This is a genomic window from Nocardia sp. NPDC055050, from assembly GCF_053608345.1.
Window position 1 is genome coordinate 40,783 of record NZ_JBSGVG010000005.1, and the last position, 14,433, is coordinate 55,215.

A 14,433-nucleotide genomic window follows, 5' to 3' on the forward strand; every position below is an offset into this window, starting at 1 on the left:
TAGTACCCGCCGTTGCGTACTGCGCTCTATGTTCATTCTGAACCTGTATCGAGCGCATCGGAATGGGTTCAGCAGACTGCGCGCAGTTCCGTGGCCGCCAGCGGCGCGTCGGAGGTGACCAGATAGCGCTGCAGGGTCGAGCGGTCGTCGAGCACCAGCCAGTCGGCGCCGCCGCCGAGTTCGCCCCGGCGGGCCTTGGTGGTGATCCCGAATCCGGCGCCGGGGCCGGTGGACGCGCCCTCGGCCTGCGACACCGGGATCGCACCGATCTTGCGCACCGCGGCCTCGGCGACCACCGACTCGATCCGGGGGTCGACAGCGAGGGCGATCCGGTCGCCGGCGTCGGCGCCACGGGTGAGCAGCAGCCGGGCCAGGCGGTTCGCCCAACGGTCCAGATCGGCGTCGGCGAGCTGACCGGCGACCGGCGCGCCGGAGCGGCTGCGCATCGGGATGACGTTGCCGGCGGGTGCGGTGACCAGGGTGCTCATCGTGTTCCCCTTCGAAGGCTTGACGGGTGTCTGTGGGTACACCTCTAATCTCGTCTTCGGGAGGGGGATCCGACAGCAACCCCAGCGTTGATGCGCAGACTCCCAGGGGGATCGATTACCACCCCTGGGTGGGCGAACCCCGGCGGCGGCGGCCTCGTGCACGCACCGCCGACCGCCGTGGGACTCGCCTCAGCGGGCGTTTCCGCCGATGCTGAAATGCGCGCCGGTGGGGTCGATCAGGCCGGCGAGGCGGCCGTAGGGGGTGTTCATCGGTTCGAAGGCGATGGTGCCGCCGAGGGCCACCGCGTGTTCGGCGGACTTGTCGACGTCGTCGGCGCCGAAATAGACCGTCCACGACCCGGGTACGCCCTCGGCGAGGTGACCGTTGGCGTCGAGGACGCCGCCGCCCATGGGGGGAACGGTGTGGATGGTGGTGTAGCGGAAGTCCGCGGTGTCGGCGATCGTCAGGGTGTCGCGCCAGCCGAAGACGTCGCGGTAGAAGACCAGCGACTCGTCGTAGGCGCGGGTCATCAGCTCGAACCAGGACGGGACGCCGACGTGGTCGGTCCAGGTCCCGTCCGCGACGATGCCGACCGCGTCGAAGCCGGCGAAGGTGTCGGCCTGCCAGACGCCGACACCGATTCCGCCGACATCGGCCAGTACCGCCATCGCACCGAGATCGGCGATCGCCATCGGCTCGACGATCACATTGCCGCCCGCCGCGCTCGCCGCGGCTGTCGTGGCCAGGGCATCGGGGGAGTTCAGATAGACGGTCCAGCGGTCCGGATACGGGTCGCCGGGATCGTCGTGGCGGCCCATCGCACCCGCCACCGCCCGCCCGTCCTTGCGCAAGGTGGTGTAGCCGCCGAATTCCTCGCCGCCGCGTTCGGCGGTCCAGCCGAACAACTCGCCGTAGAAGGCGATCGCGCGGTCGAGATCGGTCGTGTAGAGGTCGACCCAGGTGGGATCGCCGGGTTTCGGGCTGAACGACATGACTTCTCCTCGGCTGAAGGGGTAGCGCGTCAGAGACGCTGGCATGTTCGCGCGTCGGCATCGATCATGACGCGCCGACCGCCGAAAAGTCATCGCCGACAACCGTTGCACCCATGCGACCTGCGGAGGAAGATCGGGATCGCGAACTACGGCGCGCCGAATACGACACAGAGTAGGACCCGCGCGGAATGCTGCGGCAGCACGGTTTACGATTCACTCCAACGCATGTCTGCTGCTGTCCGTCATGGAGGCGCGGCCGGCTCTGCGAGTGACGTACAGGCATCTTCAGGAGGATCAGTGACTGCGGTAGAGCCCAGGCCAGTCCCTCAGTTGGAAGCGACTCGACCGTATCCGGCCCGGACCGGTCCGAAGGGCTCGTTCCTCTACAAGGCGGTCACCACCACCGACCCCAAGGTGCTCGGCACCATGTACTTGGTGACGGCGATCAGCTTCTTCCTGGTCGGTGGACTCATGGCGCTGCTGATGCGCGCCGAGTTGGCCCGTCCGGGTCTGCAGTTCCTTTCGCCCGAACAGTTCAACCAGCTGTTCACCATGCACGGCACGATCATGCTGCTGTTCTACGCGACGGCGATCGTGTTCGGCTTCGCCAACATCATCCTGCCGCTGCAGATCGGCGCCCCCGACGTCGCCTTCCCGCGACTGAACGCGTTCAGCTACTGGCTGTACCTGTTCGGTGGCTCGATGGCGACCGCGGGTTTCGTGACCCCCGGCGGCGCGGCGGACTTCGGCTGGACGGCGTACGTGCCGCTCACCGACATCCTGCACTCCCCTGGTGTCGGCACCGACCTGTGGATCCTGGGTCTGGCCGTGTCGGGTCTGGGCACCATCCTCGGTGGCGTCAACATGCTCACCACCGTGGTCTGCCTGCGCGCACCCGGTATGACCATGTTCCGCATGCCGATCTTCACCTGGAACATCGCGGTGACCTCGGTCCTGGTGCTGCTGGCCTTCCCGCTGCTCACCGCGGCGCTGTTCGGTCTGGCCTACGACCGCCACCTGGGCGGCCACATCTACGACCCGGCCACCGGCGGCATCCTGCTCTACCAGCACCTGTTCTGGTTCTTCGGTCACCCCGAGGTCTACATCATCGCGCTGCCGTTCTTCGGCATCGTGTCGGAGATCTTCCCGGTGTTCAGCCGTAAGCCGATCTTCGGTTACACCACGCTGGTCTACGCGACGCTGGGTATCGCGGCGCTGTCGATCGCGGTGTGGGCGCACCACATGTACGCCACCGGCGCCGTGCTGCTGCCGTACTTCTCCTTCATGACCTTCCTCATCGCGGTCCCGACCGGTGTGAAGTTCTTCAACTGGATCGGCACCATGTGGCGCGGTCAGCTGACGTTCGAGACACCGATGCTGTGGTCGATCGGCTTCCTGGTGACCTTCCTCTTCGGTGGTCTGTCGGGCGTCATCCTGGCCTCGCCGCCGCTGGACTTCCACGTCACCGACTCGTACTTCGTCGTCGCGCACTTCCACTACGTGCTCTTCGGCACCATCGTGTTCGCGACCTTCGCGGGTATCTACTTCTGGTTCCCGAAGATCACCGGCCGCATGATGGACGAGCGTCTGGGCAAGTGGCACTTCTGGACCACCTTCGTCGGCTTCCACACCACCTTCCTCGTTCAGCACTGGCTGGGCGCCGAGGGCATGCCGCGTCGCTACGCCGACTACCTGCCGTCCGACGGTTTCACCACGCTGAACACGATCTCCACGATCGGTGCGTTCATCCTGGGCTCGTCGATGCTGCCGTTCATCTGGAACGTCTTCAAGAGCTACCGCTACGGCGAGGTCGTCACGGTCGACGACCCGTGGGGCTACGGCAACTCCCTCGAGTGGGCCACCACCTGCCCGCCGCCGCGCCACAACTTCTACGAGCTGCCGCGGATCCGGTCCGAGCGCCCGGCGTTCGAGCTGCACTACCCGCACATGGTCGAGCGCATGAAGGCCGAGGCGCACGTCGGCTGGGGCTCGGGTAAGCACAGCACGCACGTGTCCGAAGGCGCGCTCGCGAAGAAGTAGGACACCACCGAACGACAGGGTGTGCACCTGCTGGGTGACCAGCGGGTGCACACTCTTTTTGTGGGTAATCGAACGGAGCAGATCGACTTGGCCGACACCACAGTTCTCGTGACCGTCACCGGCCCCGACCGACCAGGCGTCACCTCGGTGCTGCTGGCGACGTTGTCCCGGCATCAGGTGAGCTTGCTGGACGTGGAGCAGGTGGTCATCAGGGGTCGACTCACCCTCGGGGTGCTGGTGTCGTGCCCCAACGACCCCGAGGCGTTGCAGGACGAGCTCGAAGAGGCGATGAACACCGTCGGCATGCAGGTCGACGTGTCGGTCGACGCGCAGATCGGCAAGCCGCCGATGTCCACGCACGCGGTCGTGGTGCTCGGCGCCCCGGTCACCGCGAAGGCGTTCAGCGCCATCTCGCGTGAACTCGCCACCGGTGGCGCCAATATCGACTCCATCCGTGGCATCGCCGACTACCCGGTGACCGGGATGGAACTGATGGTCACCGCGACCGACACCAGCGACGAAGGCGACGCGCGGCTGCGCACCGCACTGGCCGAGGTGGCCGTCGCCGAACAGGTCGACATCGCGGTGGAACGGGCCGGGCTGGCCCGCCGGGCCAAGCGCCTGATCGTGTTCGACGTCGACTCCACTCTGATCACGGGCGAAGTGATCGAGATGCTGGCCGCGCACGCCGGCGTCGAAGACCAGGTCCGCGAGGTCACCGAGGCCGCGATGCGCGGCGAGCTCGACTTCGCCGAATCGCTGCGTCAGCGTGTGGCCACCCTCGAGGGCCTCGACGAGTCGGTGATCGAGGAGGTCGCCGACCGGATCGAGCTCACCCCGGGCGCGCGCACCACGATTCGCACCCTGCGCAGGCTCGGCTTCCGCTGCGGTGTGGTCTCCGGTGGTTTCCGGCAGGTGATCGAGCCGCTCGCGCACGAGCTGGAGCTCGATTTCGTGCAGGCCAACACCCTGGAGATCATCGACGGCAAGCTCACCGGGCGGGTCGTCGGCGAGATCGTCGACCGGGCGTTCAAGGCGACCGCGCTGCGCAAGTTCGCCGCCGAGGCGGGGGTGCCGATGGAGCAGACCGTCGCGGTCGGTGACGGCGCCAACGACATCGACATGCTCAACGCGGCCGGGCTCGGCGTGGCGTTCAACGCCAAGCCCGCGTTGCGCGAGGTGGCCGACACGGCGCTGTCGCACCCCTACCTGGACGCGGTGCTGTTCATCCTCGGCGTCACCCGCGACGAGGTGGAAGCGGCCGACGCGCGTGACGGTGGCGTACGACGGGTTCCGCTGCTCGGCCGGTAGCGTCACGCGGAATCGCGACCTCACCGACGTAGAGTGACCGCACAGGCACGTCGTCACCGCTCGTCACCGGGAGGTTGTTGTGCGCAGGTCATTTCTCGTCCTGGTCGCCCTGGCGGGGCTCGGTGGATCGACCGCCGGATGCGGTGGCGACAAGACCGAACCGTATGACGTCACCCTCCAGCCGACCGCCGTTGCGCAGTCCGCGGCCGATCCGCTGACGATCGAGCTGTTCGCCAACGGCAGCACGGTGGTGGCCACGGTGGGCCAGCGCCTGCTGGTACGTCTGCCGCGGGATCCCGCGTCGACCGGCGAGTGGGGGATGGTCAACGCCGAGAAGGGCATCCTGATCGCCGACGGTGGGCCGACCAGCGAGGGCAACGCCACGGTGTGGCCGTTCCGGGCGATCGAGCGGGGGGTGACCTCGCTGCAGTTCACGTACGGGCCGGCCAGCGAACCTTCGATCGGCCCCGAGCCGACCTTCATGGTGGATGTCCGGGTGAGCTGAGCCGGGTCGGCGCGAGGCCACGCTCGCCTCCGGGAAGGCCCGGGAAGGTCAGGCGCCCGCGCTATTAGGCTGGCGGGCGGACTGGTGTCGATCGAACGGGTGTTGTGGCATGGGTAGTGGGTTGGAAACCGAGGAGCAGGCCGAGGCCCCGGTCCGCGACGAGGCGGCCGAATTCGCCGCTCGGCACGCGGAATTGGCGCAGGGCTACGGCGGCGGCGGCGACCCCGACGACCCGGCGATGGTGCAGGCGATGCAGATGGTGCTGCACATCCCCAAGGCTGACCCACCCGCCCGCAGCGCACTGCTGGAAGCGGCCGCCGCCGCGGCGGTCGCGGTGTGCCTCGACCCGCGTTCGGGACCCGGCGGGGAGTGGGAGCCGCGGTACCTCGCGTGGAAGCGGTCGCGGATCAGGAAGGTCGCCCGGCGGGCGCGTGGTGCGCAGTGGGTGGCCGCGGGAGACGTCGACGGTGTGACGGTCGAGGTCGACGGCGCGCAGGCCCGTGCGTTCGTTCCCGGCCCGGTCGGGGAGATCGATCAGCGCATCCGCAAACTCCAGATCGGCGGTACCGATCTCGACCACGACGAGCCGGGCCCGGCGGATCCGGCATCGCCGGTGCTGTGGGTGAACGCGGCGCTGGAGATGTCGGTGGGCAAGGCAGCGGCGCAGGTCGGGCATGCGAGCATGCTGCTGGCGGGTGCGTTGCCCGTGGACGCGGCGGCCGCGTGGGCGGGCCGCGGATTCCGCTGCGCGGTGCGCGACGCCGGCGAACAGCAGTGGGCGGGGTTGGTGGACGAGGTGGCGGCGGGTCGTGCGGTGGCTGTGCGCGACGCCGGTTTCACCGAGGTGGCGCCCGGTTCGATGACGGTGATCGCGGTGCCGCCACGGGAGTGATCGCCGCGACACGCGCGACGCGAATCCGGCGGTTGGGTTGCGGTTTTCGCGACTCGCCGCGATAACGCGGTGTGGCGGCAGCGCCTCGCGGGTATACGTAACCGACAGCCGTGCACGTCGAGGTACAGGGAGGTTCCGCGATGATGACGACGATTGTGGTGATCCTGATCGTCTGGGTTGTGCTGTCGGTGCCGGTCTCCTTCGTCGCCGCGCGGATGTTGCGCAGCGAGGTTCGCAGCACGGGTGACCCGTCGACGACCAGGATCGACGAATCTCGCACGGGCCGGTCGCTGCGCTGAGAGCCCGCGTGGGCCAAGATGGAGCGCGTGTCGCAACCCGATCCCGATCTGCTCATCGACTTCTCCGATGTGACCATCCGTCGCTCGGGCCGAACCCTCGTCGGCCCGGTCTCCTGGCAAGTAGAGCTCGACGAACGCTGGGTGGTGCTCGGCCCGAACGGCGCGGGCAAGACCTCGCTGCTGAGAATGGCCGCCGCCGAACTCCATCCGACCTCCGGTCACGCGAATCTGTTGGGGGAGACGCTCGGTCGCGTCGACGTCAGCGAATTGCGGCCACGTATCGGACTGTCCTCGGCGGCGGTGGCCAGCCGCATCCCGGTGGACGAGAAGGTCAGTGACCTGGTGGTCTCGGCCGGCTACGCGGTGCTCGGCCGCTGGCGCGAGCGCTACGAGGACATCGACACCGAACGCGCGGTCGACATGCTGGAAACCCTCGGCGCCGAACACCTTTCCGACCGCACCTACGGCACCCTGTCCGAAGGCGAACGCAAGCGGGTGCTCATCGCGCGCGCCCTGATGACCGATCCGGAACTGCTGCTGCTCGACGAACCGGCCGCGGGCCTCGACCTGGGCGGGCGGGAGGAACTCGTCGAACGCCTCGGCGATCTCGCCGCCGACCCCGACGCGCCCGCGATGGTGCTGGTGACCCATCACGTCGAGGAGATCCCGCCCGGCTTCACTCACGCGCTGCTGCTCAAGGAGGGGGAGGTGGTCGGCCAAGGTCTCCTGGGCGATGTCCTCACCGCCGAGAATCTGAGCAACGCCTTCAGCCAGTCGATCGCGCTCGACCGGGTCGACGGGCGGTGGTTCGCGCGGCGGGCTCGTCGTTCGGGCGGGCACCGGCGCCGCAACTGAGCGCCGGCTCGCCGCGCTGACTCGCGGGCGCCGATTACGCGCACCGGCGCCCGGGCTGACCTGGCTGGGCGTCCGGTCGCCGGGAATCCCGGCTCACGGTCGACCAAGCGGGCGTTAGGGTGCTGAGAGGGCTGCGCTCGAAGGAGACAGCCGGTCCGGTCGGCAGATCGGTGCCCGCCGGGCGTGTGGCTCGGTGGTGGAGAGGAACGATATGAGTGAGTCCGGGGTCTCCGTGCGGGACGCGTCGACCGTGATGCTGGTGCGCGACGGCGAGGCGGGTATCGAGGTGTTCCTGCAGCGTCGGGTCAAGGCGATGGCGTTCGCGGCCGGGGTGACAGTGTTCCCCGGCGGTGGCGTCGACGCCGCCGACGGCACGGCCGACATCGCCTGGACGGGCCCCGAACCCGCCTGGTGGGCCGAGCGTTTCGCCACCGACGAACAGACCGCGCAGGCGCTCGTTGCCGCGGCCGTGCGGGAAACGTTCGAGGAATGCGGCGTGCTGCTGGCCGGACCGACCGCGGATTCGGTCGTCGACGACTCGGCGCGCTATCGCGCGGCCCGCGGCAAGCTCGAGCGCCGCGAATTGTCGCTCGCCGATTTCCTCGCGGCCGAGGGCCTGGTGTTACGCGCCGACCTGCTCCGCCCGTGGTCGAACTGGATCACGCCGGAGGCCGAACCCCGCCGCTACGACACCCGCTTCTTCGTCGCGGTGCTCCCGCAGGGCCAGATCGCCGACGGTGCCACCTCCGAGGCCGCTCAGGTGGCCTGGCGGACACCGCAGGACGCCCTGGCGAGCTGGCGGGCAGGCGAACACGTGCTGATGCCACCGACGTGGTCGCAGCTCGACGCCCTGTGCGGGTTCGCCGACACCGCGGCCGCGCTGGCCGCCGACCGCGTCGTCGAGCCGATCATGCCGAAGTACTCGCCGGGGGCGGGCGGGCGTCCGCTGTCGGACTTCCCCGACAACGAACGGTATTTCGACGAGCTGCCGCAATTGGGTGCACTCGGCGGCCGGTAGGTTGCTCCCATGGCCGAATTCGTGACCCTCGAGCTGCCCGCCGAGCCGACCACCCGTGGCGTCGCGCTGTTGCGCATCGATCGTCCGCCGCTGAACCTTGTCGACGCCCAGCTGGCCCGTGAGGTGGCGGCCGCGGCGGCCGCGGTGGCCGAGCATCCCGGGGTCTCGGCCCTGATCGTCTACGGCGACGAGCGGGTGTTCAGCGCGGGCGACGAGATGGCGGAGCTGGCCGAGCTCGACGCCGGACAGGCCGCCGCCATGGCCGCCGATCTCCAGGCCGCACTCGGCTGCCTCTCGCGGGTTCCGCAGCCGACGGTTGCCGCGATCACCGGCTACTGCCTCGGCGCCGGCCTCGAACTCGCGCTGGGCGCCGACCACCGGATCGTCGGCGACAACGTGAAACTCGGTCTGCCGCAGATCAAAGCGGGCCTGATTCCCCTGTCCGGCATCCGAAGGCTCTCGCTGCTCATCGGCGCGAGCCGGGCCAAGGATCTCGTCTACACCGGTCGTTTCGTCGGCGCCGAAGAAGCCGAGAAGCTCGGCTTGGTCGATGAGGTCGTCGCGCCCGACGATGTCCTCACCGCGGCGCGCGCGTGGGCCGCTCAGTTCGTCACCGCCGCACCCCGCGCCCTCGCCGCGGCCAAGGCGGTTTTCGAGTCCGGGCCGCACGGTCACGCCACCGCTGTCACCGAATGGTCGGCCCTGTTCGACACCGACGACGCCCGCACCGGCACCCGCACCTTCGCCGCGGAAGGACCGAACGCCGCGACCTTCACGGGTCGCTAGCAACACCGCCGGAACCTGGGTTAACTTCGTGCGGGCCGGTGTTGCGAGAACCCGGGTAACCTCCCAGCCATCCCGCGCTGGGGCGGTGCGAACCGGCTGTCCGGTCCGATGGCGGCTCGCGCTCGCGGGAGCCCGGCGGCCGGTCGTGGGTGCAGGAAAGAGCAGTCTCTTGTCCCAGCAGCGGCGTGCCCGGGCGCACATATTAGGCTGGCCTGCATGACGGTCCATCCCGACGACCCGGCGCCGAACCCCCACGCCACCGCGGCCCAGGTCGAAGCAGCGCGCAAAGACACCAAACTCGCCCAGGTCCTGTACCACGACTGGGAAGCGGAGACCTACGACGACAAGTGGTCGATCTCCTATGACGAACGCTGTATCGCGTATGCGCGCGGCCGGTTCGACCTCGCCGTAGGCCCCGCTCCGCTGCCGTACGAGCGTGCGCTCGAGCTGGGCTGTGGCACCGGATTCTTCCTGCTCAACCTGATGCAGGGTGGCGTCGCCAAGTCGGGTTCGGTCACCGACCTCTCGCCCGGCATGGTGAAGGTCGCGCTGCGCAACGCCGAGCACCTCGGCCTCGATGTCGACGGGCGCGTCGCCGACGCCGAGACCATCCCGTACGACGACGACACCTTCGACCTGGTGTGTGGCCACGCCGTGCTGCACCACATCCCCGACGTGGAACTGGCGCTCAAGGAGTGCCTGCGCGTGCTCAAGCCGGGCGGGCGCTTCGTGTTCGCCGGTGAGCCCACCACCATCGGCAACATCTACGCCCGTCGCCTCGGCCAGGCCACCTGGAAGGTGACCACCGAGATCACCAAGCTGCCGTTCCTGTCGGGCTGGCGTCGTCCGCAGACCGAACTGGACGAGTCGTCTCGCGCCGCCGCGCTCGAGGCCGTCGTCGACCTGCACACCTTCGACCCGAGCGATCTCGAGAAGATGGCGAAGTCGGCCGGTGCCGTCGATGTGAAGGCCACCACCGAGGAACTCGCCGCCGCCCTGTGGGGCTGGCCGGTGCGCACCTTCGAGGCCGCAGTCCCCGACGAGAAGCTGACCATGCCCTACCGCCTGGCGCAGTACCGCGCGTGGCTGGGTCTGAGCTGGCTGGACGAGAACGTGCTGCGCAAGGTCGTGCCGCGCGAGTTCTTCTACAACGCGATGATCACCGGCGTGAAGCCGGGCGCGGCGCAGAAGTAGGTGGGCTATCGCTTCGGCCGCGACGATGTCGCCTATCTCGGCAGCGCGGCAGGCCGTGCCGCACTCGCCGAGGTCGACCGGCTGGAGCTGACGACCGCGACGCACCTGCGCGATATCGAGCAGGTGCGTCGTTCGCACGGTGCACTCGCGCCCGCCTTGATCGAGACGGTGCGGTTGCGCCGTAGGGCCGTGGTGAAGCTGCCCACGGCAGGGGAGTGGCTGTTCACCGACGACGCGCTGCAACAGGCGACGCCCGCGCTCGTCGCCCGGCATCGGGCGACCCGCCTGGCCGGCCGCGCGGTGCACGACGTGACCTGCTCGATCGGCGCGGAACTGTCCGAGCTGGCCGCGGCTTGTCCGGCGGTGGTCGGTAGCGATCTCGACGATGTCCGCCTGGCCATGGCCGCCCACAATCTCGGGGTGGGGCCGGTATCGGCGGTGGATCGCGGCCCGGCGATCAGTGCGGATGCCGCCCCGGCAGCGACTGGTAGCCGAAACATCGTGTTGGCCAAGGCCGATGCTCTCGTGCCGACCACGCGCGATACCGTGATCATCGCCGATCCGGCTCGCCGGGCCGACGGCCGTCGCACCTACGATCCCGCGAAACTCCAACCCCCACTTCCGGATCTGCTCACCGCCTACGCGGGCCGCGATATCGCCGTGAAGTCCGCACCCGGCCTGGATTTCGACCGCCTAGGCTGGGACGGCGAGGTGGAGATCGTCTCCCTCGACGGCGCCGTCCGCGAAGCCTGCCTCTGGTCGCCCGGCCTCACCGAACCCGGCGTCACCCGCCGCGCCACCGTCCTGAATTCCCACGGCGGTGCGACCACGCTCACCGACGCCGCCTCCGACGACATCCCCGACCGCGCCCCCGGCGACTGGATCATCGACCCCGACGGCGCCGTCGTCCGCGCGGGCCTGGTCCGTCACTACGCCGCGAAACACGGCCTCTGGCAACTGGACCCACAGATCGCCTATCTCACCGGCGACACGGTCCCTGCGGGTATGCGGGGCTTCCGCATCGAGGACCGTTTCGAACTCCGCGAGAAGACCCTCCGCCAGGAATTGAACCGCCGTGACTGCGGCTCCCTGGAAATCCTCATCCGCGGCGTCGACGTCGACCCCGATGGACTTCGCAAGAAGCTCAAGCAGCGCGGCTCGACGCCGTACACCCTGGTGATCACCCGCATCGGCCGCGCCGGCGTCGTCTTCCTCTGCCGAGCGGTCGCTCCCACCCGCTGACAACGCACCTATGGCCGGCCGCACCTGGTCACAGGTCAGGCTTCCATCTTCTTCACCACGCGCTGCACCGTGAGCCAGGTGCGGGTGGTGATGTCCTTGCCGTAGATCTTCTCCAGGCGGGCCATGAAGTCAGGGGTCGCGCCGGTGCTGTTGTCGATGACGGTGAGGAAGGCGCGGGCCTTGCGGTCGTAGCCGATGACGCGGGTGAGGGGGTCGTCGTCGAAGGTCTTGGTGTCGGCCTCGCGCATCGTCGTCTTGAAGAAGGTGACGGTGAGATAGGAGCCGCGTTCGTGGGGGAGACCTTCGAAGGGGTCGCGGTCGAGGAGCGCGCGCAGTTCGGGACGGCTGCGGATGATGGTGCCGCCCGGGATGCCGAGTTCGGCGTTGAGCGCCTGCTGGATGCGATCTTCCAGGTCGGCGGGGTCGTCCGCGGTGCGGAAGACGACATTGCCGCTCGTGAGTACCGACGCGACCTTATCGAAGCCCAGCCCCTCGAACACCCCGCGCAACTTCTCGTTGCGCATGTTCGGGTTGGTCGGCATGATCCCCCGCAGCAGCGCCGCATAGCTCTCCACGTCGCTGACCGTACCGACCCCCACCGACAGAAACCATCGCATCCGGCGGCCGTGTCAGCGAAGCACCCGGAGTCAGGACTGAGCGGCGGCGTTCTTCTTGCGTTCGATGTCGGCCAGCGCCGCCATGTAGGCCTCGCGCTCCTCGGCACTGGCATCCCAGGCGACCTTGCGGTTCTTCACGACCTTGGCGGGAGCGCCGACCGCGATGCTGTAGTCGGGGACATCCCCACGCACCACCGCGTGCGCGCCCAGCACGCAACCGCGGCCGACCCGGGTGTCACGCAGGACGGTCACCTTCGCCGCGATCCAGGTGTCGGGGCCGATCCGCACGGGACTCTTCACGATGCCCTGATCCTTGATGGGCATGTTGATGTCGTCCATGCGGTGGTCGAAGTCGCAGATGTAGCACCAGTCGGCGACCAGGGTCGACTCACCGATCTCGATGTCGAGGTAGGTGTTGACGACGTTGTCCTTGCCGAACACCACCTTGTCGCCGATCCGCAGCGAGCCCTCGTGGCAGCGCAGGGCGTTGCCGTCGCCGATGTGCACCCAGCGGCCGATCTCCATGCGCGCGAGTTCCGGGGTCGCGTGGATTTCCACATTGCGGCCGAGGAACACCATTCCGCGCAGCACGATATGCGGGTTGGCCAGGCGGAACTTGGCCAGCCGGTAGTAACGCACCAGGTACCAGGGGGTGTAGGCGCGGTTGGCGAGCACCCAGCGCAGCGAATCCCTGGTCAGAAATCGGGCCTGCTGCGGATCGCGGCGGCGTGATCCACGCCAGCGCGCGCTCAGCGGCGCGCCCCACATGCTCGTCACGAACTACTCTCCCGTCATGATCGCACCGGGCCTGCCCCGGGGATTCGGTCCTCGGGTACACAGAGTACTTTCGCAGGGCACACTTACCGTGCCATACCCCGATCAACGGCGCGAGCAGATAGGGCGTTCGGATGTCGAGCTGCAGCAACGGTGTATCGACGGCATGTTGACCGGTCGACGGTACCGCCTCGAACTCACTGCTGAGCAGCAAGTTTGCGCTGAGCGGTTCGCTGCGGTGTGCCGGGCTGTGTGGAATACCGGTTTGGAGCAGCGGCGCGATTACCGGCGCCGCGATGGTTGGATCGACTACCACCGGCAAGCGGGCGAGCTCGCGTCGGCGAAGGCCGACCACACGTGGTTGAAAGCCGCGCCGGGGCATTGCTTGCAGCAGACCCTGATGGATCTGGATAAGGCGTGTCGCGAGCACGGGACATGGAAAGTGCGGTTTCGTTCGGCGCGACGGTGGGTTCCATCGTTCCGGTTCCCGGAGGGCGGCAAGATGGTCGTCGAACGGCTGAACAAGCGGTGGGGTCGGGTGAAGCTGCCCAAACTCGGGTGGGTGCGGTTCCGGATGTCACGGGCAGTAGGTGGAAAGGTCCGTAACGCGACGGTGTCGCGGGATGGTGGCAGATGGATGGTGTCGTTCATCGTTGAGGATGGACTGGTGACCCCACAGCAGCATTCTGCACCTGATTCCGCAGTGGGCGTGGATCGTGGCGTGAAGGTCGCCGTGGCGTGTTCCGACGGCGTCATGGTCGACCGGGTATTCGCCACAGCTGGGGAAACGAAACGCTACCGGCGGTTACAGCAGCAGTTGGCGCGGCAAAAGAAGGGTTCCGCCAACCGGAGCAAGACCCTGTCACGGATGCGTAGCATCCGTGCGCGGGAGCGGGATCGCCGTACCGACTTCTGTGAACAGACTGCGCATCGACTCACGACAGCGAATTCGCTGGTGGCAGTGGAGGACTTGAAAATCACGAACATGACCCGCAGTGCGCGAGGCACGGCGGTGGTTCCGGGTGTGAATGTGCGGCAGAAGGCTGGTCTGAACAGGGCGATCCTTGCGAAAGGGTGGCGTCGGTTGCAGCTTGCGCTGGCCGGCCAAGCTCGATACACGGGCACACGGATCGTGGTGGTACCCGCAGCTTTCACGTCGCAAATGTGTTCGGCATGTGGAGTAGTGGATCCGGAATCGCGCAAGAGCCAAGCGCTGTTCCGGTGTGCCCATTGCGGTCACACCCTGAACGCGGATGTGAATGCCGCACGAAATATTCTGGCCGCAGGGCGTGCGGTCACAGCTTGTGGAGACCTCAGCGCTAGTCGGTCTATGAAGCAGGAATCCAAGGCGGACATCCCGCGAGGGACTACCGCTCCAACTGCCGCTTGAAAGCGGTTGGAATCCCCGGTGCCATCCGC

General features: G+C 68.2%; 15 protein-coding genes. 11 read left to right on the forward strand and 4 right to left on the reverse strand.

What is annotated here, in order from left to right; all coding sequences use genetic code 11:
• Positions 1 to 68: 68 nt before the first annotated feature.
• Together ACWGCN_RS07190 and ACWGCN_RS07195 are read right to left on the reverse strand one after the other, a co-directional pair.
• Positions 69 to 488 (reverse strand): AMP-binding protein, encoded by a 420-nt coding sequence (locus tag ACWGCN_RS07190; RefSeq protein WP_452458339.1) that lies wholly within the window; start codon positions 486 to 488, stop codon positions 69 to 71.
• Positions 489 to 677: 189 nt separating this feature from the next.
• Positions 678 to 1,481 (reverse strand): VOC family protein, encoded by an 804-nt coding sequence (locus ACWGCN_RS07195; protein WP_379312007.1) that lies wholly within the window; start codon positions 1,479 to 1,481, stop codon positions 678 to 680.
• 297 nt (positions 1,482 to 1,778) lie between these two features.
• Between ACWGCN_RS07195 and ctaD the strand changes: the two genes are divergently transcribed.
• From ctaD to ACWGCN_RS07245, 10 genes are all read left to right on the forward strand, one after another.
• Positions 1,779 to 3,521, forward strand: a complete 1,743-nt coding sequence (gene ctaD, locus ACWGCN_RS07200; protein WP_378991529.1) for an aa3-type cytochrome oxidase subunit I — start codon at positions 1,779 to 1,781, stop codon at positions 3,519 to 3,521.
• Between the two features lie 81 nt (positions 3,522 to 3,602).
• Positions 3,603 to 4,832 carry a phosphoserine phosphatase SerB gene (gene serB / locus ACWGCN_RS07205; protein ID WP_378991635.1) on the forward strand — a complete coding sequence of 410 codons (1,230 nt, stop codon included), beginning with the start codon at positions 3,603 to 3,605 and terminating at the stop codon, positions 4,830 to 4,832.
• 79 nt (positions 4,833 to 4,911) lie between these two features.
• On the forward strand, positions 4,912 to 5,337 hold the full coding sequence (locus ACWGCN_RS07210) for a hypothetical protein (protein WP_387447208.1): 426 nt from the start codon (positions 4,912 to 4,914) through the stop codon (positions 5,335 to 5,337).
• Between the two features lie 109 nt (positions 5,338 to 5,446).
• A complete protein-coding gene (locus tag ACWGCN_RS07215) occupies positions 5,447 to 6,229 on the forward strand; it encodes a peptidyl-tRNA hydrolase (RefSeq protein ID WP_452458338.1) in 783 nt (260 codons plus the stop codon).
• A 140-nt stretch (positions 6,230 to 6,369) separates the two neighbouring features.
• The gene (locus ACWGCN_RS07220; protein ID WP_378991535.1) at positions 6,370 to 6,528 is read left to right on the forward strand and encodes a hypothetical protein; all 159 of its coding nucleotides are present in this window, start codon (positions 6,370 to 6,372) and stop codon (positions 6,526 to 6,528) included.
• A gap of 18 nt (positions 6,529 to 6,546) precedes the next feature.
• Positions 6,547 to 7,383 (forward strand): ABC transporter ATP-binding protein, encoded by an 837-nt coding sequence (locus ACWGCN_RS07225; protein WP_379312003.1) that lies wholly within the window; start codon positions 6,547 to 6,549, stop codon positions 7,381 to 7,383.
• 211 nt (positions 7,384 to 7,594) lie between these two features.
• Positions 7,595 to 8,401: an NUDIX hydrolase gene (locus ACWGCN_RS07230; RefSeq protein WP_378991538.1), complete on the forward strand. Its 807-nt coding sequence runs from the start codon at positions 7,595 to 7,597 to the stop codon at positions 8,399 to 8,401.
• 9 nt (positions 8,402 to 8,410) lie between these two features.
• Complete coding sequence (locus ACWGCN_RS07235; RefSeq protein ID WP_378991539.1) at positions 8,411 to 9,187, forward strand: enoyl-CoA hydratase-related protein; 777 nt, start codon at positions 8,411 to 8,413, stop codon at positions 9,185 to 9,187.
• 216 nt (positions 9,188 to 9,403) lie between these two features.
• On the forward strand, positions 9,404 to 10,381 hold the full coding sequence (locus tag ACWGCN_RS07240; RefSeq protein WP_101466273.1) for a class I SAM-dependent methyltransferase: 978 nt from the start codon (positions 9,404 to 9,406) through the stop codon (positions 10,379 to 10,381).
• Complete coding sequence (locus ACWGCN_RS07245; RefSeq protein WP_452458337.1) at positions 10,382 to 11,623, forward strand: THUMP-like domain-containing protein; 1,242 nt, start codon at positions 10,382 to 10,384, stop codon at positions 11,621 to 11,623. It abuts the gene before it with no gap.
• Between the two features lie 35 nt (positions 11,624 to 11,658).
• Here the strand turns inward: ACWGCN_RS07245 and ACWGCN_RS07250 are convergent, their stop codons facing one another.
• Entirely contained in the window at positions 11,659 to 12,198 is a 540-nt protein-coding gene (locus ACWGCN_RS07250; RefSeq protein WP_452458336.1) for a DUF1697 domain-containing protein, read from the reverse strand.
• Positions 12,199 to 12,270: 72 nt separating this feature from the next.
• On the reverse strand, positions 12,271 to 13,017 hold the full coding sequence (locus tag ACWGCN_RS07255; protein WP_378633250.1) for an acyltransferase: 747 nt from the start codon (positions 13,015 to 13,017) through the stop codon (positions 12,271 to 12,273).
• A 16-nt stretch (positions 13,018 to 13,033) separates the two neighbouring features.
• Between ACWGCN_RS07255 and ACWGCN_RS07260 the strand changes: the two genes are divergently transcribed.
• The gene (locus ACWGCN_RS07260; protein WP_452458335.1) at positions 13,034 to 14,404 is read left to right on the forward strand and encodes an RNA-guided endonuclease InsQ/TnpB family protein; all 1,371 of its coding nucleotides are present in this window, start codon (positions 13,034 to 13,036) and stop codon (positions 14,402 to 14,404) included.
• Positions 14,405 to 14,433: the final 29 nt, after the last annotated feature.

What these genes read in the sequence shown, in the direction of transcription:
- ACWGCN_RS07190 (WP_452458339.1), bottom strand. Translation starts at nt 488, where the DNA reads ATGAGCACCCTGGTCACCGCACCCGCCGGCAACGTCATCCCGATGCGC.
- ACWGCN_RS07195 (WP_379312007.1), bottom strand. Translation starts at nt 1,481, where the DNA reads ATGTCGTTCAGCCCGAAACCCGGCGATCCCACCTGGGTCGACCTCTAC.
- ACWGCN_RS07215 (WP_452458338.1), top strand. Translation starts at nt 5,447, where the DNA reads ATGGGTAGTGGGTTGGAAACCGAGGAGCAGGCCGAGGCCCCGGTCCGC.
- ACWGCN_RS07220 (WP_378991535.1), top strand. Translation starts at nt 6,370, where the DNA reads ATGATGACGACGATTGTGGTGATCCTGATCGTCTGGGTTGTGCTGTCG.
- ACWGCN_RS07225 (WP_379312003.1), top strand. Translation starts at nt 6,547, where the DNA reads ATGGAGCGCGTGTCGCAACCCGATCCCGATCTGCTCATCGACTTCTCC.
- ACWGCN_RS07230 (WP_378991538.1), top strand. Translation starts at nt 7,595, where the DNA reads ATGAGTGAGTCCGGGGTCTCCGTGCGGGACGCGTCGACCGTGATGCTG.
- ACWGCN_RS07235 (WP_378991539.1), top strand. Translation starts at nt 8,411, where the DNA reads ATGGCCGAATTCGTGACCCTCGAGCTGCCCGCCGAGCCGACCACCCGT.
- ACWGCN_RS07240 (WP_101466273.1), top strand. Translation starts at nt 9,404, where the DNA reads ATGACGGTCCATCCCGACGACCCGGCGCCGAACCCCCACGCCACCGCG.
- ACWGCN_RS07260 (WP_452458335.1), top strand. Translation starts at nt 13,034, where the DNA reads ATGATCGCACCGGGCCTGCCCCGGGGATTCGGTCCTCGGGTACACAGA.